19 protein-coding genes are annotated in these 20,853 nt (G+C 69.0%); 8 read left to right on the forward strand and 11 right to left on the reverse strand.

Going from position 1 to position 20,853, the window contains the following annotated elements; all coding sequences use genetic code 11:
• The 3 genes from ACYVF6_RS29430 to ACYVF6_RS29440 are packed head-to-tail and all read right to left on the reverse strand — an operon-like array spanning position 1 to position 2,592.
• The gene (locus tag ACYVF6_RS29430) at positions 1-735 is read right to left on the reverse strand and encodes an ABC transporter permease (RefSeq protein ID WP_460525859.1); all 735 of its coding nucleotides are present in this window, start codon (positions 733-735) and stop codon (positions 1-3) included.
• Positions 732-1,448 (reverse strand): ABC transporter ATP-binding protein, encoded by a 717-nt coding sequence (locus tag ACYVF6_RS29435; protein WP_460525860.1) that lies wholly within the window; start codon positions 1,446-1,448, stop codon positions 732-734. Before ACYVF6_RS29435 ends, ACYVF6_RS29430 begins: the two co-directional genes overlap by 4 nt.
• A 22-nt stretch (positions 1,449-1,470) precedes the next feature.
• A complete protein-coding gene (locus ACYVF6_RS29440) occupies positions 1,471-2,592 on the reverse strand; it encodes a carboxylate-amine ligase (RefSeq protein WP_460525861.1) in 1,122 nt (373 codons plus the stop codon).
• 127 nt (positions 2,593-2,719) lie between these two features.
• Between ACYVF6_RS29440 and ACYVF6_RS29445 the strand changes: the two genes are divergently transcribed.
• The gene (locus ACYVF6_RS29445; protein ID WP_460525862.1) at positions 2,720-3,151 is read left to right on the forward strand and encodes an STAS domain-containing protein; all 432 of its coding nucleotides are present in this window, start codon (positions 2,720-2,722) and stop codon (positions 3,149-3,151) included.
• A gap of 3 nt (positions 3,152-3,154) precedes the next feature.
• On the opposite strand, the gene ACYVF6_RS29450 is transcribed toward ACYVF6_RS29445, so the two are convergent.
• The 5 genes from ACYVF6_RS29450 to ACYVF6_RS29470 all read right to left on the reverse strand — a co-directional run bounded on the left by ACYVF6_RS29450 (position 3,155) and on the right by ACYVF6_RS29470 (position 6,196).
• Positions 3,155-3,658 carry a DUF6328 family protein gene (locus tag ACYVF6_RS29450; RefSeq protein WP_460525863.1) on the reverse strand — a complete coding sequence of 168 codons (504 nt, stop codon included), beginning with the start codon at positions 3,656-3,658 and terminating at the stop codon, positions 3,155-3,157.
• Positions 3,659-3,749: 91 nt separating this feature from the next.
• Complete coding sequence (locus tag ACYVF6_RS29455) at positions 3,750-3,950, reverse strand: hypothetical protein (protein ID WP_460525864.1); 201 nt, start codon at positions 3,948-3,950, stop codon at positions 3,750-3,752.
• 19 nt (positions 3,951-3,969) lie between these two features.
• A complete protein-coding gene (locus tag ACYVF6_RS29460) occupies positions 3,970-4,317 on the reverse strand; it encodes a YciI family protein (RefSeq protein ID WP_460525865.1) in 348 nt (115 codons plus the stop codon).
• Positions 4,318-4,394: 77 nt separating this feature from the next.
• Positions 4,395-5,555 carry a C45 family autoproteolytic acyltransferase/hydolase gene (locus ACYVF6_RS29465; protein ID WP_460525866.1) on the reverse strand — a complete coding sequence of 387 codons (1,161 nt, stop codon included), beginning with the start codon at positions 5,553-5,555 and terminating at the stop codon, positions 4,395-4,397.
• 11 nt (positions 5,556-5,566) lie between these two features.
• Positions 5,567-6,196 carry a GNAT family N-acetyltransferase gene (locus tag ACYVF6_RS29470; protein WP_460525867.1) on the reverse strand — a complete coding sequence of 210 codons (630 nt, stop codon included), beginning with the start codon at positions 6,194-6,196 and terminating at the stop codon, positions 5,567-5,569.
• A gap of 125 nt (positions 6,197-6,321) precedes the next feature.
• Between ACYVF6_RS29470 and ACYVF6_RS29475 the strand changes: the two genes are divergently transcribed.
• The 3 genes from ACYVF6_RS29475 to ACYVF6_RS29485 are packed head-to-tail and all read left to right on the forward strand — an operon-like array spanning position 6,322 to position 10,402.
• Positions 6,322-7,284, forward strand: coding sequence for a GntR family transcriptional regulator (locus tag ACYVF6_RS29475; RefSeq protein WP_460525868.1), 963 nt, complete (start codon positions 6,322-6,324; stop codon positions 7,282-7,284).
• Positions 7,285-7,342: 58 nt separating this feature from the next.
• Positions 7,343-8,083: a MerR family transcriptional regulator gene (locus ACYVF6_RS29480; RefSeq protein ID WP_460525869.1), complete on the forward strand. Its 741-nt coding sequence runs from the start codon at positions 7,343-7,345 to the stop codon at positions 8,081-8,083.
• Positions 8,084-8,131: 48 nt separating this feature from the next.
• Complete coding sequence (locus tag ACYVF6_RS29485; protein ID WP_460525870.1) at positions 8,132-10,402, forward strand: transglutaminase TgpA family protein; 2,271 nt, start codon at positions 8,132-8,134, stop codon at positions 10,400-10,402.
• A 67-nt stretch (positions 10,403-10,469) separates the two neighbouring features.
• Here the strand turns inward: ACYVF6_RS29485 and fxsT are convergent, their stop codons facing one another.
• The gene (fxsT, locus tag ACYVF6_RS29490; RefSeq protein WP_460525872.1) at positions 10,470-13,262 is read right to left on the reverse strand and encodes an FxSxx-COOH system tetratricopeptide repeat protein; all 2,793 of its coding nucleotides are present in this window, start codon (positions 13,260-13,262) and stop codon (positions 10,470-10,472) included.
• A 381-nt stretch (positions 13,263-13,643) separates the two neighbouring features.
• Here fxsT and ACYVF6_RS29495 point away from each other — a divergent pair, with 381 nt between their 5' ends.
• On the forward strand, positions 13,644-13,970 hold the full coding sequence (locus ACYVF6_RS29495) for a hypothetical protein (RefSeq protein ID WP_460525873.1): 327 nt from the start codon (positions 13,644-13,646) through the stop codon (positions 13,968-13,970).
• A 135-nt stretch (positions 13,971-14,105) separates the two neighbouring features.
• Here the strand turns inward: ACYVF6_RS29495 and ACYVF6_RS29500 are convergent, their stop codons facing one another.
• Positions 14,106-16,502 carry a tetratricopeptide repeat protein gene (locus ACYVF6_RS29500; protein WP_460525874.1) on the reverse strand — a complete coding sequence of 799 codons (2,397 nt, stop codon included), beginning with the start codon at positions 16,500-16,502 and terminating at the stop codon, positions 14,106-14,108.
• Between the two features lie 254 nt (positions 16,503-16,756).
• On the opposite strand from ACYVF6_RS29500, the gene ACYVF6_RS29505 reads away from it, so the two are divergent.
• From ACYVF6_RS29505 to ACYVF6_RS29515, 3 genes are all read left to right on the forward strand, one after another.
• Positions 16,757-17,572, forward strand: a complete 816-nt coding sequence (locus tag ACYVF6_RS29505; protein WP_460525875.1) for an acyltransferase — start codon at positions 16,757-16,759, stop codon at positions 17,570-17,572.
• Entirely contained in the window at positions 17,569-18,768 is a 1,200-nt protein-coding gene (locus tag ACYVF6_RS29510) for an acyl-CoA dehydrogenase family protein (protein ID WP_460525876.1), read from the forward strand. Before ACYVF6_RS29505 ends, ACYVF6_RS29510 begins: the two co-directional genes overlap by 4 nt.
• 364 nt (positions 18,769-19,132) lie before the next feature.
• Positions 19,133-19,663, forward strand: coding sequence for a 3'-5' exonuclease (locus tag ACYVF6_RS29515; RefSeq protein WP_460526589.1), 531 nt, complete (start codon positions 19,133-19,135; stop codon positions 19,661-19,663).
• A 9-nt stretch (positions 19,664-19,672) separates the two neighbouring features.
• Here ACYVF6_RS29515 and ACYVF6_RS29520 read toward each other — a convergent pair whose 3' ends face one another.
• Positions 19,673-20,818: a glycoside hydrolase family 53 protein gene (locus ACYVF6_RS29520; RefSeq protein WP_460525877.1), complete on the reverse strand. Its 1,146-nt coding sequence runs from the start codon at positions 20,816-20,818 to the stop codon at positions 19,673-19,675.
• Between the last annotated feature and the right edge of the window lie 35 nt (positions 20,819-20,853).

Here is a 20,853-nt window from a genome sequence, read left to right on the forward strand (position 1 = left end):
TCAGGGCGTCCGGCGCGGCAGCGTGACGGCACCGAGCACGAGCGCGAGGATCCCGCAGCCGGCCACGATCAGCAGGTCCCGCACCAGGTCGCCGGAGACGTCGGAGGATGACGTCACCTCGGTCATCGCGTCGACGGCGTAAGAGAGCGGAAGAACGTTCGACAGCCACTCCAGGGCCGTCGTCATCTGGTCGCGAGGGACGAACAGCCCACACAGCAAGGCTTGTGGGAGTACGACGAGCGGCATGAACTGCACCGCCTGGAACTCCGTGCGTGCGAACGCGCTGACGAAAAGACCCAGAGCCGTGCCGAGCAACGCGTCGAGGATCGCGATCAGCAACAGCATCCACACCGACCCCGCGACGTCCAGGCCGAGCCAGGTCACGGCGATCGTCGCCGCGAGGCCGACCTGCAGGATCGACAGCAGCCCGAACGCGAGGGCGTAGCCGAACAGCAGGTCGAGCCGGCCGATCGGCATCGTCATCAGGCGTTCGAGCGTGCCGGACGTACGCTCGCGCAACGTCGCGATCGACGTGATCAGGAACATCACCACGAACGGGAAGATGCCGAGCAGCGCCGGCGCCACCCGGTCGAACGCCTGCTCGGAGTCGAAAACGTAACGCAGCAAGACCATCAGCAACGTCGGGACGAGCAACAACAGCGCGACCGTACGATGGTCGTGCCGCAGCTGCGTCAGGATGCGCCGCGTCGTCGCCAGCGTGATCCGGAGACTCACCCGGTCACCTCCCTGTCCTCCACCAGCCGGAGAAACGCCTGCTCCAGCTCGCTTTCTCCCGTACGCGACCGCAGCTCGTCCGGAGTGTCGTCCGCCAGGATCAGGCCGTCGCGCAGCAACAGCAGGCGATCGCAGTGGGCGGCCTCGTCCATCACGTGGCTCGACACCAGCAATGTCACGCCCGAGCGGGCCAGCTCGTGGAACAGCGTCCAGAGATCGCGGCGGGTCACCGGATCGAGGCCGACAGTCGGCTCGTCGAGCACCACGAGGTCGGGCGCGCCCAGCAACGCGACCGCGAGGCTCGTCCGCGACAGCTGTCCACCCGACAGGCTGCCGACGGTCTGGTTGCCGGCCGCCTGCATGCTGACCCATTCGAGAACCCGCGCGATGTCCGCGGCGGGCGCACCGAGCACCGCGGCGAAATAGCGGAGGTTCTCCAGCACGCTGAGGTCGCGGTAGACGGCCGCGTTCTGCGTGGCGTAACCGATCCGATCGCGCAGTGCGGCGCTGCCGGCCGGGGCGTCCAGGACTGTGACCGTTCCGCCGGCGACGATCTGGACACCGACGACGCAGCGCAGCAGGGTCGTCTTGCCCGACCCGTTCGGGCCGAGCAGCCCGGTGACGCTCCCCTTGGCGACCTCGAAGCTCAAATCGTGCAGGACCTCACGGCCGCCGCGCGTCACGCGCAGGTCCTGCACCACGACTGCGGACATCATGGCCTCCTCGGATCCCACGCTACTCATCCAGCGTCAGGCGCACAGCCGTTCGTACGATCTCGCCGAGCCCGCCGCGCTGGTACGCGATCCGCTGCGCCCGCGCGCCCGTCCCCCTCGAGAGCAACGCGCGGGTCCGTTCCAGGACGGCGTCGAGCTCGCCGTACTCGCGCAGGACCGGCTTGACGTGCTCCACCAGCGCCCAGATCACGTCCTGGGCCGGTATGGGCTCGCCGCTCGAGGGATGCGGCAACGAACCGTCGACCCCCTGCCTGGCCGCCTGCCAGATGGCCGCCCGGTAGAGCTCGAGCCGGCCCTCGTCCGGTGCCGGATCCGATGCCCATGCTCGGATCTCGGTCTCGGCCAACGCCCGGACCAGCACACCGAACAGGACGGTGTCGGACCGGCGCAGGCAGACGTCACCGATCCGGACCTCGACCGTCGGATAGGTGCGAGACAACCGCGCGAGGAAGTAGACCATGCTCTCGTCGTCGATCACCTTGCCGGCCAGTAGCCCTCGCATCACGCGCCGGTACGCCTTCCCCGACCCGAACGTCTGGGTCAGGCCGGCTGTCGGCCAGCGTTCCATCACCTGCGAACGGAAGCTCGCGTAGCCGGTGTCGTGTCCTTTCCAGTACGGCGAGTTCGCCGTGATCGCCAGCAGGGCGGGTGCCCAGCGCCGGATCCGGTCGATGACCGCGGCTCCTTCGTCGTCGCCGGAGATCTCCACGTGGACGTGGACTCCGCAGACCAGCTGTTCCTGGGCCGTCGCGCCGAAGTGTTCGATCAGTTTCTGGTAACGAGGCTTCGGGGTGGGCGAAGGATCGCCCGGAAATGGTGATGTTGCCAGCGCGGCGATCTCGACTCCTGCGGCTCGCGCCAGCTTGGAGGCACGCTCGCGCTGCCGGCGCAGCTCGGCGTCGAGCTCGTCCAGCGACAGGCACGGATGTGTGTCAATTTCAAGTTGCTCCAACCAGAGCTCGCCGTCAACCTCGCCGCCTGGCTGGGCAGGTTGACCGGATCCATCACGTTTGCCCAGTGCGTCCGCGATGCGCAGGACCGCACTGGCCACCGAGCTCGGCCGCGCGGTACGCGGGTCGACGAGCAGGTACTCCTCTTCGACGCCGATCGGTCGTCGATCCATTTCACTCCAAAGTTCTCCGGTAGTTGGCCAACTGATTCCCTGGTATTCGACATGGCAACGTAGAGCCTGGACAGGCTGGGCTCGCGGCTGTAGAAAGAGACGTATTGCACGGAATGGAGCACGGTCGATGCAGCCCGAGAACCACAACAAGGGCCCTGAGGCCCACGAAGTCAACGTCCCGATCTGGGCGCCGTTGAGCGATGACCACCAGCTGAGCTGCGAGCATTCCGAGCTGCCGCACGGAATGGCCAAGGTAGCCGTGGTCGGCGAGATCGACCAGGCCACCTCACCCCGGTTGAAAACCGAACTACTCAAGGCGATCGCCCGGATGTCACCGCATCTGGTGATCGACATGTCAGGCGTGACGTTCATCGACTCGGCAGGGCTCACCGTCATCCTGGCGGCCCGGCAGCGCGCCCGCGCCCAGGGTGGCGACACCTATCTCCTCGGCCCGACCAAGCAGATCCGCAAGGTGCTGGCGATCACCAGCCTCGACCGTTTGCTCGAGATCCACGAGACGCTCGAAACCGTTCGTCCGGCGTCGCCATCCGCCGGCTGAGCCTCACAACTCCTCGGTCGGCCGCCGTGGCGGGTCCTCTGCCAGCCGGCCGCGGATCGCGGGCAGGGCGTACCAAACGGCCACGAAGAACAGCAGGACGAGCACGGTGAAGATCCAGCCCATCGTCCGGCCCGCCACCAGATCGGTGACGAGCAGCACTGCGGCGCAGATCGAGAGCATCAGCGCGACGATCCCGCCGCGGGCCAGCAGGTGCGAACCCTTCACCACCTCGGCCTTGCGACCCTTGCCGAAGAGCATGCGGTGGTAGGCCGCCGGGCCCATCAGCAACGCGGTCGAGACGCAGCACAGCCCGAGCACGACGAGGTAGACCGTCTTGGTGAACCTCGACGAGTCGTGCAGCAGCGGCTGGACCGACATGATCAGCACGAACCCGAACAGGATCTGCACGCCGGTCTGCAGGACGCGAAGCTCCTGGAGCAGCTCACCGAAGTTGCGGTCGGCACGCTGCGCCGGCGTCTCGCCCCGTTGGTCGGTGAGCTCGTCCATACCGTGCATCCTCGCTGCCGTCCCTTGCCGGCGTGACTGACTGGCGTCGCCGATCGCGCCGCCGGGACGGGCTTACCCCGTAACGGCGGTGTCAGTCGTCGGCTTGCGGACCCCCGCCGGAACGCCGCCAGGAACGCTCGAGCGTCGAGGCGGCGTTGCCGATCCTGGCCTGGCTCGCGGCCAGCAGAGCGTCGACCCTCGTGAGCGCGGCGACGGATTGCTCCCGGATCCGCAGGTAGCGGGCCTGGAGTTCGACGCTGGTCGCCCACATCTCGACGGGCCCGGAAGTCATGTTCCGAGCGTAGACCAGGTCAGTTGGGAGCCGGCCGGATCTCGACGGAGAGGCCCTCGCTGAACGGGATCTGCTTGGCCAGCTCGATCGCCTCGTCGAGGTCGGCGCACTCGAGCAGGAAGAGCCCGCCAATCTGTTCCTTCGTCTCGGCGAACGGCCCGTCGGTCACCACGTCGTCCCCGGTTGCCGAGCGGTGGACGACGGTTGTGGCGCTGCTGTCCGCGAGACCGGCGCCGGCGACGTATCGGCCCTCGGCCCGCATCCGCCTGGCGAACTCGCCGTGTGCCTCGACGATCCGCTCCGCTTCCCCGGGCGAGAACGCGCGCTCGCGCGCCTCGTCGGCGTAGCCCAGGAACAGGTATCGCATCGCATCCTCCAGGATTCGTGTCGTGCGTTCCCAAGCATGACGAACGAGCGTGCGTCCGATCGACAACCTCGCCCGGGTCAGCGCGTCAGCGGGCTGAACGTGGTCTCCGGGCTGTAGACCAGCCCGCCGTCGGCGTCGTCGCCGAGATAGAAGTGCGCCGACATCGTGCACTCGTCCAGGTCGAAGACCGTGCGCCACAACGTGCGGAGCGGAAACCCGCCGGCCCGGCTCGCGTCGAACCGTACGTCGTCGAGCGTCTCGCGTACGCCGGCGGCCGACGTCGGGCCGGCCTTGGCCCGATCGGTCAGACGCCGGTGCCGCTGGTAGGTCAGCATGGTGGTTTCCGCGGTGTCTTTGGCCTGCTTGTCCTGGTCGGCCGGCAGGTGCAGGAAGTGGTTGGTGACGCAGAGCGACTCGCCGTCCGCATCCACGATGTGCTCCACTCCGCCGGCGCCGCGCTCCCAGACGAACGCCCGGCCGGAGCGGTCGGCGAACAGGTAGTGCAGTGGAATGCCGAGGTCGTACTGCTTGGCGCCGAGCAGCGCCTGCTTGGCCTCCTGCACGTTCCCGCAGGTGTCGAGCACGTACAGCGGGAGCTGCAGTGAGCTGACGCCGACCTGCGGACCGGCCTCGACGGGAGCGCCGGCGGACTCTGCGTCGGCGAGCAACATCACGACGGCGAGGCCGTGCTCGTTGATGCCTTCCGTGCAGCCGTCGAGCTCGTTCATCGTGATGACGGTCGTCGCCGGGTCGCCATCGGGGCGGGTGGTGACGACGTACGGGCGGGAGGCCATCGGTGGCTCGTACCCGCCGGGCTCGGAGCCTTCGAGCAAGGCGAACAGGTTGCGCATACCGACGGTGAAGAAGTCGTAGTTGCGGCCGAGCAAGCCGTGGCCCTCCGTGGTCGCCGACGGGGCGTACCACGTGGCCGAGCAGCCGGAACCGTCCGGCAGGCCGGCCAGCGCGTCGAGGTGCACGCGGTCGTCGTCGAGGTCGACGCCGACTGCTGCGGCGGCGCCGGCCATCCGGGCGTGGTGCTGTGGCCAGTGGCGTTCGAACCAGGTGCGCCGGGCCCTGCTCAGCTCCGGGCTCGCCGGGATCGGACGCCAGCCGTAACGCTCGGCGGCCTCCTCGGCGAGGACGCGGCCGATCTCCTGCTGGCTGCCGGCCAGGGTGAGGTTGCGGACGGTCATGAACGCGTCCTTGCCGCCGGCCAGGATTTCACTATGCGTGGTCATGGTGCGCTCCTTTACTCTGCGTCGTTCTTGTGTGGGTTTCGGTCGGCCAACTGGGCTGGGTCCCGCCACATCGGCCACAGCGTGGGGCCGGCGTCGGGCAGCTGGATCGGGGTGCCGAGGTCTGCGAAGCCGTGCCGCAGGTAGAGCTCGCGGCTGCGGGCGGAGCTGGCTTCCAGGTAGGCCGGCTTGGCTTCGCCGTCGGCGCGGTTCAGGCGCTGGCGGAGCAGCGCGGAGCCGAGGCCGGTACCTCGGCGGGCGGGACGCACGCCGATGCAGGCCAGGTAGAGATGTGCCTGGTCGTGCGGGTGCCGTTCAGCGAGGAGACCGCCGAGCGTGACCAGACGTCCGGCGTTCCGGCCGAACGCTGCGAGCGGATCCGGTCCTGTGCCCGGCGGCGGTTGGTCGAACGGTGTTTGGCCCTGGCCGAGGTCGAGCCAGACCGCCGCGCCGGCGGCGTCGCCGGGGTCGCCGGTCAGGTAGGCCTCCGCGGTGGGTTGCCGGAGCAGGGCCGTGTAGTAGAGCGGCTGGAGGTTCCGGCGGTCCGCCGGATCCGGGAACAGCCAGGCGATCACCGGATCGTCCTGGAACGCGTCAGTCAGAACGGCCGGCACGTGCGTCGTTTGGTACGCCGTACTCGTCATGCGTACAACGTATTTCGATGCGCACACCTGTGGCCATCATCTGCGTTCAATTGCAGGGATAAGCTCAGGGACAACCCTGGTGACGAACTAGAACACTGCGGCATTGAACTAGTACACTTGGCGGCATGTCAGCCGACTCTCCGTACCAGCGCATCGTCGCCGTGATCCGCGAACGGATCGCCTCCGGCGAGCTGCGTCCCGGCGACCGCGTGCCGTCGATCCGGCAGCTCGCCGGCGATCACGGCGTGGCGATCGCCACCGCCACCCGGGCGATGGCCACCCTGCGCGACGAGGGTCTCGTCGAGGCGCGGGTCGGTGCGGGCACCGTGGTCAGCGCCCGCGCCAATCGGCAGGCCACGCGTCGTGCGGTAGCCGCAAATTCCTGGCCCGGCACGATGCGGAAGCCGCCTCTCAACCAGGAGCAGGTTCTGGCCACCGCGATCTCGATCGCCGACGCCGAGGGCCTGGAGGCGCTGTCGATGCGCCGGCTGGCCACGGAGCTCGACACCGGCCCGATGTCGCTCTACCGCTACGTCGAGGGCAAGGACGACCTGGTCAAGCAGATGGCCGACGACGTGTTCGGCCGGCACCTGCTTCCCGAGCCGGGCCCGGACGGGTGGCGGGCCAAGCTCGAGCTCGCCTCCCGGCTGCACTGGGAGCTCTACCAGCGGCACCTGTGGCTACCCCGCGTGATCTCGTTCACCCGGCCGATGATGATGCCAAACGCGATCGCCCACACCGGCTGGATGCTGCAGGCGATCGACGGCATCGGGCTGTCACCGGTGGTGATGCTGCAGGAGGCGATCACGCTGTCCGCCTACGTCGTGACGGTCGCGCTGACCAATGCCGCGGAGATAGACGCCGGACTCGAGACCGGCCTCACGATCGACCAGTGGTGGACGGCCAACGAGGACCCCTCCGCCGATCTGGTCGAACGATTCCCCGCGCTCGGCACCGTGTCCGCCGACGCCGCGCTCGACCTGGACGAGCTGTTCGAGTACGGACTGGCCCGGCATCTCGACGGCCTCGCGCTCCTGATCGACGGTGCGGGCGCCAAGGCCGGCGCTCGGAATTCGGTTCGACCTTGACGTCGTGTCAACCTTTAGCGTGGCTGCGTCCCGTTGACCAGGGCGTACGAACACGAAGGTGGTGACAGCGGTGCGGGAGTGGTCGATCCAGGACATCGCCCGCTGGACGGGCACGACCAGCCGCACGTTGCGTCACTACGACGCGATCGGGCTGCTGTCACCGAACCGGATCGGCGGCAACGGCTATCGCTACTACGACGAGGCCGCACTCGTCCGGCTGCAGCGGATCCTGCTGTTGCGGGAGCTCGGGCTCGGGCTACCTGAGATCGCCAAGGTTCTGCATGGGCAGCAGGATGCGGTAGCCGCATTACGCGGCCACCTGCCGATGCTGCTGCGTGAGCGTGACCGGATCGACCGGCAGATCGAGCCGGTTCGTACGACCCTTCGCAGATTGGAAGGAGGTGAACCCCTGATGGCGCAGGAGTCTCTCGCCGGCTTCGACCACACCCGCTACCGCGACGAGGTGGTCGAGCGCTGGGGTGAAGCGGCCTACGACCGCGGCAACCAGTGGTGGCAAGCGCTTTCCGCCGACGAGCAGCCGGCGTTCGCGCGTGAGCACGACGACATCGCCGCCGGATTCGGCCGGGCCAGCGCCGAAGGCGAGCCGGTCGGCGGCGCCGAGGCCCAGGCACTGGCCGAGCGGCACTACGCCTGGCTGACCGCGGCGTGGCAGGACCAGCGCCCCACAGCCGAGCAGTACGCCGGCCTCGGCCACCCCGCTTTCGCGCAGTTTTCACCGTCTCCCAGCAAGCTTTTCCGGACCGCTGGTAAACGTCCGGAGCTTGCCGTGCGTGTCTAGGGTCGAAGAGAACGGGTTCGGCGTCCCGACAAGGGTGGGTGGTGAGCAGTGCCGGCAGCCAGGTCCGTCAGCTCCACGATCGCGATCGCCGGAGCGGGAGCGTTGGCGGTGTGCCTGTCGTCGTTCGCGCTCTTACCCGCGTACGAAGGCGCCGCCTGGTTCGCCGGCGGCGCGGTCACGGTCGCGTTCGTCGTGGCCATCGGCCTCGGGCTCCGGCAACTCGGCACACCGCAGCCGCTGATCCCACTCGCCCAGCTGGCCGGGCTGGTGTGGGCGTTCCTGCTGGTCGGCGCGCGCGACGACCTGATCGGTGGACTGCTGCCGAGCGGTGACGCGTTCGAGTTCCTCGCCCAGCGCCTGGTCGGTGGCGCCGAGCTGATCGTCCGCCAGTCGGCGCCGATGCCGTTCGACGCGGACCTCATCCTGATCACCGCGCTCGCCATCGGGCTGACGGCGATCGCTGTCGACGCGCTGGCCGCGACGTTCCGGCAGGTGCCGTGGGCCGGTCTGCCGTTGCTGATGCTCTACACCATCCCCGCGGTCGCGGTGCCTGGCGTGGTCTCGGCCTTGACGTTCATTCCCGCGGCCGCCGGCTATGTGATCCTGCTCACCAGCGAGGGCCGCGAGCGGCTCACACGCTGGGGCCGCGGCCTCGGCGACCTGACGCCGGTCGGCTCGATCTCGCCGGCTCGCCGGACCGGCCGCCTGGTCGGCGCGACGGTGATCGGCATCGCGGTGGTGGTGCCCGCGGTGCTGCCCACACTGCAGCCGATGTCGTTCCTGCAGCAAAGCAGCAGCAACTTCGGCACGGGCGCCACGACGATCCAGGTCTCCAACCCGATGCTCGACCTCAAGCGCAACCTGATCCGGCCGTACGACGTGCCGGTCATGTCGTACACCACTACCGGGCCCGACCCGGAGTACCTCCGGATGGTCGTGCTCGACGACTTCGACGGCGAGAGCTGGGAGGCGTCCAACCAGCCGGTACGCGACGTCGGCAACGGCGGCGCACTGCCCGCTCCGCCGGGCCTCGAGGCCGACAAGGCGGAGCGGCAGCACTACGCCTTCCAGATCGAGAAGAACCTGCGGTCGAAGTGGCTGCCGGCGCCCTATCCGTCCAGCGCCGTGCGCTCGACGGCGGAGGTCGGCTATACCGACGAGACGCACGACATCGTGGTGCGCGACGGCGAGAGCGCCGGAGTCGCGTACCAGGTCGACGGCATCACCACCGACTTCACGGCGACTCAGCTGAAGGGCGCGGCCGCGCCGCCCGACAACATCCGCGAGCGTTACACCCGGCTGCCCGACGGCATCCCGAACGAGGTCAAGGAGACGGCCGACCGGGCGATCCGCGACGCGAAGGCCGAATCGGCGTACGACCGGGCGGTGGCGTTGCAGACGTTCTTCCGTGCGGAGTTCACCTACTCCCTCGACAGGGTGCAGGGGCACAGCGACTCCGCGCTGCTCGACTTCCTCAGCGACCGCAGCGGCTACTGCGAGCAGTTCGCCGCGACGATGGCGATCATGGCGCGGCAGCAGGGCATCCCGGCGCGGGTGGCCGTGGGTTACCTGTCCGGCGACGAGGTCGGCAACGACCGGCGGGTCGTCTCGGCGCAGGACGCGCACGCGTGGCCGGAGCTGTACTTCAGCGGCGCGGGCTGGGTCCGCTTCGAACCCACACCGTCGGCGCGCGTGCCGTTCGAGCCGCTGTGGACGGTGCCGGAGACCGAGCAGACCGCCGTCCCCACCGATGAGCCGACGCCCACGCCGAGCGCGAGCGCGACCACAGCGCCGACCGAACCCACCCCGACCGAGAGCGAGACCGCGGCGCCCACCGACTCGTCGGGCGGCGGTTTCCTGCCGCGGCTGGACTTCCTGCTCCCCGTACTCGGCGGCCTGGGCATCCTCCTCGTACTCGCGACGCCGGGCCTGGTGCGCTCCGGCCTCCGCCGCCGGCGGCTGGCCCGAGGCAGTCCTCCACGTTCGGCGGAGGCCGCCTGGGACGAACTCGCCGACGTCCACCGCGACCTCGGCCTCGGCTGGGACGAGGCCGAAACTCCCCGCACGACGAGCGCGCGAGTCCTCTCCAAACTGTCCGACCCGTCAGCCCAGCTGGCCGCCGAGCTCCGCCGCCTGGTGTCAGCGGTCGAACGCTGCCGCTATGCGCCGGACCCCGCCAACGTCCCGGACGTCCGCGCCTCGGCCAACGTCGTGCGCTCGGCAGTCTGGGCCACCGCCTCCTGGCAACGACGGCTGCTCGCCCGGGCGCTGCCGCGCTCGCTGTGGCACCGCCTCCGCACCCGCCTCCGGCTCAGCTGAGCGCGCACCCCGCCGGCGGTTCGGAAGCCGACAATCGTCAACCGTCCGGCCGGCAAGCACGCACGGATCACAGGCGGATCGTCTCGTCGACGCTGTGGCCGGAGGTGTAGGCGAACCCGTTCCGCAGCCAGTGTGGTCCGTCGCCGCTGGTCAGCTCGCCGCGTGCGACGGCGAGGTTGTGCCGGGACGTGGCCGTGTCCGGGTGGTCTGGTCCCAGCAGCCGCTCTCGTCCGGCCAGCGCAGCCTCCAGCAACCCGACCGCCGAGTCCCGGTACCGGTCGGCGGAGGAGGCCAGCCACAGCACGCAGCCCAGGTTGTTGCGCACGTTCAATCCCCGCGGCCGCCGCACGCCCTGAGCTCCCTGGGTCCGCTCGTAACCGGCCACTGTCCGCGAAAACAGTGCCTCCGCCTCGTCGAGCCGCCCCGCAGAAGCGAGCGCGCACGCCAGGTTGTTCCGAGCCATCAGCGTCCACTGATGGTCCTCCTCCAGCAGCCGCTCCCAGTCGGCCAGCGTCTGCGAGAAGAGCGCGACCGCCTCGGGCACCCGCCCCGCCGCCCGGCAGGCACCGGCCAACCGGTCGCGTTCGTGCATCGCCTCCGAATGGTCAGGGCCGAGTACGCGCCGGACGTCGGCCAGTGCGCGTTCGAAAACCTCGATCGCCTCGGGCACCCGCCCGGCGGCGCGGTGTACGCACCCCAGCTCGCTGCGCGCCCGCAACGTCTGCAGATGCTCGGCACCCAGGACCCTCTCCATGCCGGGGATCAACGCCTCGTACGACTCCACGGCCACCTCCAGACGTCCCAGGCTCCGGTTGGCCAACGCCAGCCGCTTCCGCGCGATCAGCAAGCCCGGATGGTCGTCGCCGTAGACGCGTTCCTGCGCCGCAATCGTCTGCTGGAGCAGGGCGATCGCGCGCTCGGCGTGCCCGGCGGTCAGGTGGGTGGCGGCCAGGTCGTACCGCGTCCGCAGCGTGTCCGCGTGCTCCGGTCCGAGGACTTTCTCCTGCTCCGCAAGGGTTCTTTGGAGCAGAGCCACCGCGTCGTTGACCCTGCCCCGCATTCGATAGTCCCGTCCGAGGTTCGCCCGCGACCGGATCGTCGCCGGATTGTCCATGCCGAGTACGCGCTCCTGCTGCGCGAGCACAGTGCGGCTGAACGCGTGCAGCCGGATCGCGTCGTAGCTGTGGTGGACCTGCTCGATCGCCTCCGTACACAACGCCAGCAGCTCGCTCACCTGCTCGCGCGCCAGGTTCGCCGGGCCCACCAGGCCGAGCAGCGTCTCGAGGTGCGCGAATCCGTCGTTCGCCGACTGCCGGGTCCACTGGCCGGCCAGCGAACGAAACTGGCTGCCCAGCAACGCGATCGCCTCGCCTGCCGCCGCAGCGAGCCGGCCGTCGCGGGCGGCCCGTTCGCCGACGACACGACGCGTCAACGGATGCATGACGATGGTCTGGCCGTCCTCCCGGTACGTCAGCAGCGAGGCGTCGAGCAGGATGCCGAGCAGGCGGGATCGACCCGCCCGGGCCGGCTCGTCCAGGTTCGCCGGCGTGAGCAACGACCGGGCGACGCCCGAAGCCGACAACACCGCGACGAGTTCGGCCAGCGCCCTGGCGCCGGGCGCGCGACGCTCCACTGTCTCCAGCGACAGCCAGATCGCGTCGCTCATGCTGCGTGGGTACGGATCGCCTTCGTGCGCGCCGAGTACGTCGTCAGTCGGCAGTACGGTCAGCCGGTCGACGTACTCGCGATAGGTGAGGCGTTCGCCGGCGATCACCGCGGCCGCGAGCGTGAGCGCGAGCGGGTGATGGCCGACCGCCGTCGCCACCTCGACGGCCATGCCGTTCGGACGTAAGCCGGTGCACTCGGTCAGCAGCTCGCGAGCCTGTACCGGCGTGAAGACGTCCAGCTCGAGCAGCTCGCCGAGCCAGCCGAACGTACGGCGGTTGCTGGTGACCACGACCTGTGCGCCGCCGGGCTGCGGTAGCCATTCACGAACGAGGGCGAGACCGGCCGCGTCGTCGAGCACGAGCAACGCCGGGGTTGCCTGCTCGCCCAGCCAGCGCCGGGCTTGGCGGGCCGCGTGCTCGAAATCGCCTTTCAGGTAACGCAAACCGAGCACGTCGGCGAGGTCGGCGTATCCGGCGACCAGCTGGTCGCGCGTGCTGGCGTCGACCCACACGACCGTCCAGCCCGCGGCGATCCGGCCACGTGCGTACGCGGCGGCGAGCTGGGTCTTGCCGACACCGCGCGCCCCGGTGATCGCGCCGACCACCGGCGGCTGCCGTTCGCCGAGCGCTTCCAGTCTGGCAAGGGTGCCTTGCCGTTCGTGCAGAACCTTTGGTGGCCAGGGCATCCGGTCGACGAGTACGACGGAAGTCGCGCGCTCGGCATCCTGTGCCGCGGTTGCGGGCTCGCCGCGCAACAGGGTTTCGTACTGTCGGCGCAGCTCGCTCGTCGGGTCGACGCCCAGCTCCTCGGCGAGGCGGATCCTCGTCCGGTGGTAGACCTGCTGGGCCTCGGCCTGCCGGCCGAGCGCGTGCAGCGCGCGCATCAGCAGGCCCACCGGCCGTTCCTGGTAAGGGTTCTCGTCGACGAAAGCCGACAGCGCCGGCAGCAGATCGGCATGCCGTCCGAGTTCGATCCCGAGCTCGAGGGCCTCGAGATGCAGCTGGTTGAGCCGCTCGATCTCGGGCTGCAGGAACTGCCAGTCCTGCAGATCGTTGTACGGCCGGCCGCGCCAGAGTCGCCATGCGCGGCTGAGCAACACGTTCGCGGTCGCATCGTCGTTCGCGGCGTGGGCTTGCGTCGCCCGCCGGATGTTCTGTGCGAACTCGTGGGCGTCCAGATCGCTCGGATCCACCGAAATCCGGTATCCACCAGGCCCGGACTCGATCACGGAACCGGCGGATTCGCCCAAAGTGCTTTTCAGTTTCGCAACGTACGACTGTGTGTTTTTCACAGAATTCGACGGAGGATCGATCGGCCAGAGCGCGTCGACCAGGTCACCAACCGAGATCTGGCCGCCTACGCGGGTCAGCAACGCTGCGAGAATTCGCCGCTGGGTGGTGCTCTTGACGGGCACGAGAGTGGTGTCTCGCCAGACTTGCAACGGTCCGAGCACCTCGAACCTCACCCCGGATCACCCCCACCCCGGCGTCATTCCTTTTCCAGGGTAACCCGGCAGCCGAGCAGCAGCCTCGCAGCAACCGGCGAGCAGCCACGACGGCCGATCGTCGTGAGCATGACAGGCATCTACACGTACGAGCTCGCCACCCTCGTCGACGGCCATTGGCAGACGACGATCCACGCCGAGCGGGAGTTCACCCGCGATCCGCGATCGATCGCGCGCGGGCTGCTCGAGCAGTGGATCATCGGGCGGGCGCAGCACCTACCGGGCGGCGGTCGTGTCGTCGTGTGCGGTCGGCGGCGACCGGACCGCCAATGCGCGAACGCCTCGGTACGAGTGCGCGTCTACCCAGGGCGGCTCGACGGCCACACTCCCGGCCCCGCCGCGACGGCGTACCTCACGCGCGGCGCCCAGGAGTCGGGGCACCGTCGGGCCGCCTGATGGGGGCTGCCCTGCGGATCGGTGCGAGCGAAAACGCAACGGGGGCGCCACCGATCCGCAGGGCAGGGGTCCATCCAGGCGCTGCCCCGAGCTGCTGCTCTCCGTAGCGGAGAGTAGGTCTTGGCACTCACCACATCACGGACTGTCAGCCTCGGCCGGCCGCGACGAAATGGAACCCTCCTCGAGCCCGGCGGCCGTCGCGCTCGCTGCGGCGAGCTTGGCCCGAACCATCGCCTGGTCGGCGTGCTCGAGGTCGTCGAGGATCTCCAGAGCATTCCGCCAACTTCCGAGTGCCGCCAGCACCGATCCGGCGGCCAGATGGGCGTCGCCCAGTCGGGTCAGCGTCTCCGCCTGGTTGTGCCGGTCACCAAGCTGCAGGAACAACGACAGCGCCCGGCGATAGCAGTCGATCGCCTGCTCGGAATGGCCCAGGTGCTGCCGGACATATCCCAGGCTGTCCCAGGCGTTCGCCTCCCCCTCTCGATTACCGAGCTCCTGATTGAGCGACAACGCATCCTCGCAAGATTCGAGCGCCAGCTCATACTCACCGATCTGCGCGCGGATCCAGCCGATGTCGTTCAGCGCTTTGGCCTGCCCCTGACGATGCCCGGCGACCCGAAACAGCTCGAAGGCCAGCTGAATCGACTCCAATGCCTTCCTGTGCTCGTTCTGTCGCTCGAACGCTCTGGTTAGCTCACCGTAGGTATGAGCCTGGCTGATCAGGTCGCCCTGCTCGTCCAGGATGTCCAATGCCTGCTGGAGATGTGCGTACGCCTCGTCGAGTCGCCCGAGTGCCAGGTGGGCATGCGCGAGGATGCGGCGCGCCCGAGCCTCTGCCGGCCGGTCCCCTAGACGCCGGGTCGCTTCCAGGGCCAGTTGCCAGCTGGTCGCGTACTCGTCCCAGTGCCCCTGCCGGTCGAGGTACGTGTCGAGCGTCCAAGCCAACTGCCAGACCTGCGCCCCGAGTCCTGCGGACACGGCCTCGTCGCGAACGCCGAGCAGCGCCTGATGCTCGGCGACGAACCAGTCCAGCGCCTCGGCGTCTCCTGCGATCGACACGGTGACGACGCCATGTTGAGGTGCCACCAGGACGATCGGATCCCTGCCGGGCCGAAGCTGCCGATCTGCCGCCAGCGACGCATGAAGGTAGTAGTCGACCATGCGCCGGATCGTTCCCTGGCGATCGGCGATGCTCTCATTGGCCCGGACGAGTTCCCTGGCGTACGTACGCAGAAGGTCGTGGAATCCGTATCTTCCTCGGACTCGCTCGGCGACGAGATGCGCGCGAGTGAGTTCGTTCAGGAGGGTTCGCGACTTGCGGACCGAGATCGCCGCCAAGCTAGCGATCGCCGTAGCTGAGGCGTCCGGACCTGGATGCAGGCCACATAACCGAAACAGCCGCTTGGCGTCATCGCTCAGTTGCTCGTACGACCATGAGAACACCGCCCGCAGGTCTGTATCTGGATCCTCGACACTGAGAAAGTCGAGTCGGGCAAGGGTGTCTTGCAGGTCGGTGGCCAAGGACGTGAGAGAGAACTCCGGATGTGGCTCGGCACGAGCAGCCACCACCGCAAGAGCCAACGGCAGGTTCGCACAGGCGGCGATGATGCCATCCACCGCTTCGGGTTCGGATGCCACGCGCTCCTGCCCGAGCCGGCGCTCCAGCAACTGCTTCGCCTCGGTGCCGGTGAACAGGCCGAGCTCCAGCGGACGTGCGCCTTCCCGCGTGACCAGTCCGCTCAGCGTGCTGCGACTCGTGACGACGACCAGGCATCCCGCTGCTCCAGGTAAGAGCGGCCTGACCTGATCTGTGTCTCGAGCGTTGTCCAACACGATGAGCATCCGTTTCCCGGACAGGAACGAGCGGTAGCGAGCAGCCCGGGCATCCAGATCCATCGGGTTGTCTTTTGGCTCGGCTCCGAGTGCCTCCAGAAAGCCACGCATCACCTCGGACGGATCCATCGGGGAGTCCGCCGGCTCGAATGCCCGGAGGTTGACGTACAACTGCCCATCCGGGAACCGATCGGCGACGCGATGCGCCCAATGCACGGCAAGTGAGGTCTTGCCGACTCCTGCGGTGCCGGACACGGCAGAGATCATGACGGCCGACGCCTGCTGGCGGCGCTGAGGTATCAGTAGCGCGTCCAGCTGTCGTAGCTCGTTTTCCCGGCCGACGAATTCCGCGATGTCTGTCGGCAGTTGAGCTGGAGACCGACCTGTCGCGGAATCGCCTCGAGGTCGAGGAATTGAGAGGCCGGTTCCCGTGTCGTGCGCTTCGGGTGTGAGTCCGAGATACTCCGCCGGAATTCCGAGCACGGTCGCGAGCTTCCGTAGGACCTGGATATCCGAGAGCGGTTGTCCACCCGTCTCGAGCCGCGAAATCACCGACGGACTGTATCCACATTCTCGCCCAAGTTGGGTTTGGGTCCAGCCGCGGTCACGCCGCGCAAGTCGGACGACTTCGCCGCGATTGCCTTTGTTGACCGCAGCCAGCATCTGCCGTGACGACCAAATGGAAGGTGAAGAGTCCATCCGGAGCACCCCCTCGCGTCACCCCGCACGCATCTGCAAGGATATCGGATCGTCGCCGCACCGATGCGTTCACAATTCCGGCGCAGCCGAGAAAAGCAGGGGCAGCCGGGCAATTCGACCAGCCGGAACGTTTGCAGATGCTGCAAATCTCGTGCGTGGGTCGGGCGTTCGATATCCGAACGAGCCAGCCGTTGCGTCCCCTTGACACGTACCACCGCGGCAGATGCGGGGGACATGAAGAGGAGGAGTTCGAGATGGCTGGCGAGAACTTCACGGTGCCAGATGTAGTCACGGCGTCGGATCTGACCGAGGCGGGTCTCCTCGAAGTCGGGGCGGGCTGTGTGGTCAGCGGGTTCGCGCGGTTCGCGCCGCAGGACGGGCTCGGAACGCTGCGCCCGATCGTGCTGGGGGCGGGCTGCGTCGTGGGCGCGAACAGTGTGCTGCACGGCGGCGTACGACTCGGCGAAGGCGTACGCATCGAGGACAACGTCATCGTCGGGCAGCCGGAACGCGGTTACGCCGCCCGCAAGCACTATCCGGGCGCCGGCACGGCGACCGAGATCGGTGCCGGGGCGGTCATCCGCGCGGGCGCCATCCTGTACGCGGGAGTCGTCATAGGCGAGCTCACGACGATCGGGCACAATGTGCTGCTGCGAACGGACGTGCGCATCGGCGACGACAGTCAGATCGCGCACGCGGTCACGGTCGAACGGGGCGCACGGATCGGCAACAGCGTAAGGATGTCGCCGCAGACGCACATCACCAAGGACACCTACGTCGGCGACCACGTGTCGCTCGGCGCCGGCGTCCGGACGACCAACACCAAGCGCATGGTCTGGCGCGATCCGGAACGGGAGGAAGAGCTGCGGCCGCCGCGGTTCTGTGATCACTGCAGTGTGGGAGCCGGCTCGACGCTCCTGCCCGGCGTGGTGATCGGCGCGCACGCGCTCGTCGGCGCCGGCTCGGTGGTGACGAGGGACGTGCCACCACACGCGGTCGCGTACGGCGTGCCGGCGCGGGTTCGACTCGGCGCCGTAGGCGGCGACGATCCGATGGAGGTTGCGTCATGACCGCGTTCGGGTCGATCTCCGGGTGGCTCGGCCCGATCCGTAGCGCGGTGCCCGAGCTCGACGACATCGACTGGAAGCGAATCGAGCGGCTCGACGATCTGCTCTCGGCATGCCAGTTCGGCACCGCGGACGCGGCCGGCACGGAACGCCGAGAGTGGCTGCTGCGTACGCGCAAGGCGCTCGCCGAGGACGGCTTCACCCGGCTCACCCTGCCGAGTACGGACGGCGGGCTCGGCCGGCCGGCGGTCGTGCAGACGCTGGCGCAGTTCGTCTGCGGCTTCCACGATCTCGACCTCCGGGACGCCACCGGACTGGGCCACGGCGCACTCGCGCTCGACCTGACGGCGGCTGACCGGCGCCGGGAGTGGCTCCGCCGGCTCGCGGCCGGAGAGCTGGTGGGCATCGCCGCGACCGAACGACACGGCGGCACCCGGCTGAACGAGATCACGGCCGCGGCCAGGCGGGTTGGCGACGGCATCTGGTCGCTGTGCGGCGAGAAGGTCTGGGTGTCGCGGCTGGCCGAGTCGGCGGCGTTCGCGGTGTTCTTCCGCGATCCCGACGGCGGGCTGTCAGCCGCGTTGCTCGACGCCGGACGTCCCGGCCTGGAGCGGGTGGCCGTCACGCCGTCCGGCCTGGCCGGCTGGACCTGGGGGACGCTCGCGTTCCGTGAGGTCGAGGTCAACGTCGACACCGACCTGATCGGGCCGGCCGGAAGCGGGGGCAGGCTGTTCCACCGGCACTTCGCGCGCTTCCGGCCGCTCGTGACGGCGACCGCGCTGGGCGCCGCGGCGAGTACGCACACGCTCGTCGCCCGGACGCTGGCCGCCCGGCAGCGGATCGGCGTGGTTGGGCGGATCCGCGACAACGCGTACATCCTGCTGGGTCGTGCGTACGCGGAGATCTGTGCCGGCCTGCTGGCCGCGATCGCCACGACCCGGCTGGCCGCTCTCGACGACGAGGCTGCCGGCCTGTGGGCTAACACCGGAAAGGCCAGCGGCGTGGACGCTGCCTGCCGGGCGGTCGGTGAACTGATCCCGTTGGTGGGCGCCAGCGGGTTCGCGGCGGGAAGCCGGCTGGTGAAGGTACGGAACGACCTCGCCGCGCTCGTGTTCGCCGACGGCGTGCACGACAGCCTCTACCGCGCCGGCGGGCGGTTCCTGCTCGGGATCGACGGGCGAGAGGAGCGCGAGCGGTAGTGCGTGCGTCCCTGTGGGGTGTCGTGGGGCACACCCCACAGGGATCCATCGGCTCGAATACGGAATGAGGCCTTCAGACCGAACTCTGACGAGTTAGGCACCCTCGGGCTGAACGTCGTATTTGCTCAAACCGGCAACATACATCGGCTCAGCTTGGTGGAACTCGACGCGGCAGATGCCTACGGCAACTGCGACAGCCAAGGCGGTCCCTACCAGGATCGCCGTGGCCCTCTTGTGGAGAGGATTCGCCACGAGAGCCCATAATTCATCTTATAGCCGGGCGCCGTCAAGATCCTGTGGCTAGTGGAAAGGCAGCATAGTGAACCAGACCAGAGCCGCTCATCCGGCGGTAGCTGTTGTCGACGTGGAAGGGAACGGGCAGCGGCCTCCTGACGTCGTGGAGTTGGCCGTGGTGCCGGTCGATGATGGGCGGGTGGGGAGCTTCAGGAGCTGGCTGGTGCGGCCGCCGAGGCCGATCACCGCGATGGTGACGGAGAAGGTGCACGGGATCTCGAACGAGGACGTCGCCGACGCGCCGGAGTGGGCGGAGGTCGCCGGTGAGGTGGGACACGCCCTCAAGGGACGGATCCTGGTCGCCCACAACGCCGGTGTCGAGCGGAAGCTGCTCGCTCGCTGCCTGCCCGATTACGAGCCGCCGTACGTGCTCGACACGCTGGCTCTCGCGCGGAAGTACTGGCCGGCGCTCGGTGCGTACGGACTCAGTGCGCTGATCGAAGCCCGCGGCATCCGCATGACCAGCAGGTACGGGCGGCGGCATCGCGCTGGGTACGACGCGTACGCCACCGCCCAAATCCTGCTGCAGCTCGCCGAGGCCGCCGGCGGGCTCGGCAACCTGCTCCCCCACTCCGACGCAGCGCCGCTGCGCCTCTGGTGACCCCAGGATCTACCGCGGCGGACGGAACGCCCGCACAGCCGGCAGCGCCTCCCCCGACCACGAGAACATCGTGAGGTTGTCGTTCGGGTTGCCCTCCCCCGGCGCCCAGCCCACACCCGGCAGCCACTCCGGCTCCCAGTCGACGAAGCCCGCGCCCCGGCCGGACGGCACGTCCGCCAAGATCGAGCGCAGCTCCTCGAAGTACGCCGCCTGGCCCGCCGGCGTCGCCGGGAACTCCGGCACCAGCTGGTCGGGTGAGGTCACGAAGTTGCCCAGCCCGTCACCGTTACCCAGCGTCCATGGGTACGCCGTCTCGACCACCACGATGTCCTTGCCGTAACGCTCCGCAGTGTCGGCCAGGTTCGCCGAGAGGTCGGCCATCGTCCCGTGCCAGAAGGGGTAGTACGACAGCCCGATCACGTCGAACGAGACGTCGGCGGCCTGCAGATGGTCGTAGAACCACCGGGTCCCGCCGTTGTCACCACCGCGATCTATATGGACCATGATTTGCGGCTGCCGCAGATTGCGGCCGCCGGCGCGAGCACCCGCGATCCCCGCCTTCAGCAGCGTCGTGAAGCCGGCCCAGTCGTCCCCGGAGTCCTTGTAGATCTGACCCAGCGGCCACAGCATTCCGGCCGTGACCTCATTGCCGATCTGGATCATGTCGACCGGCGCCCCGGCCCGCGCGAACCGCCGGACGAGGTCGCGGGTGTACGTGTAGACCGTCGAGGCCAGCGTCGGCAGGTCCTGGTCCGCCCACGCTGCCGGCGTCGGCTGCTTGCCGGGGTCGGCCCAGAAGTCGGAGTAGTGCGGGTCGAGCAGGACCTTCAGCCCGGCCCGCTTCGCCCGCAGCGCGAACCGCAGCGCCGAGTCGGCGTCGGAGTAACCAGCAGGCGGATTCGTCCAGATCCGCAACCGGACATACGAAGCGCCCGCGCGCCGCAGGATCCACTCCAGCGGCATGGTGTGCCCACGATAGCTGTACGTCGTCCCGATGGCCTCGTGCTGCAAGGCGAACGACACGTCGCCACCGCGCACCGACAGCGCAGCACCGCGAGACCCACCCGCCGAAGCCCTGCCAGGCAAGGCGAGCGTCCCGCCAACGGCGGTCAAGGTTCCGGTGGCCAGCAGCCGGCGCCGGGAAAGAGTCGTCATGGGTCCCTACATAGGCCGCCACCTCGTAACTGTCA

The sequence above is a fragment of the Flindersiella endophytica genome (assembly GCF_054779015.1).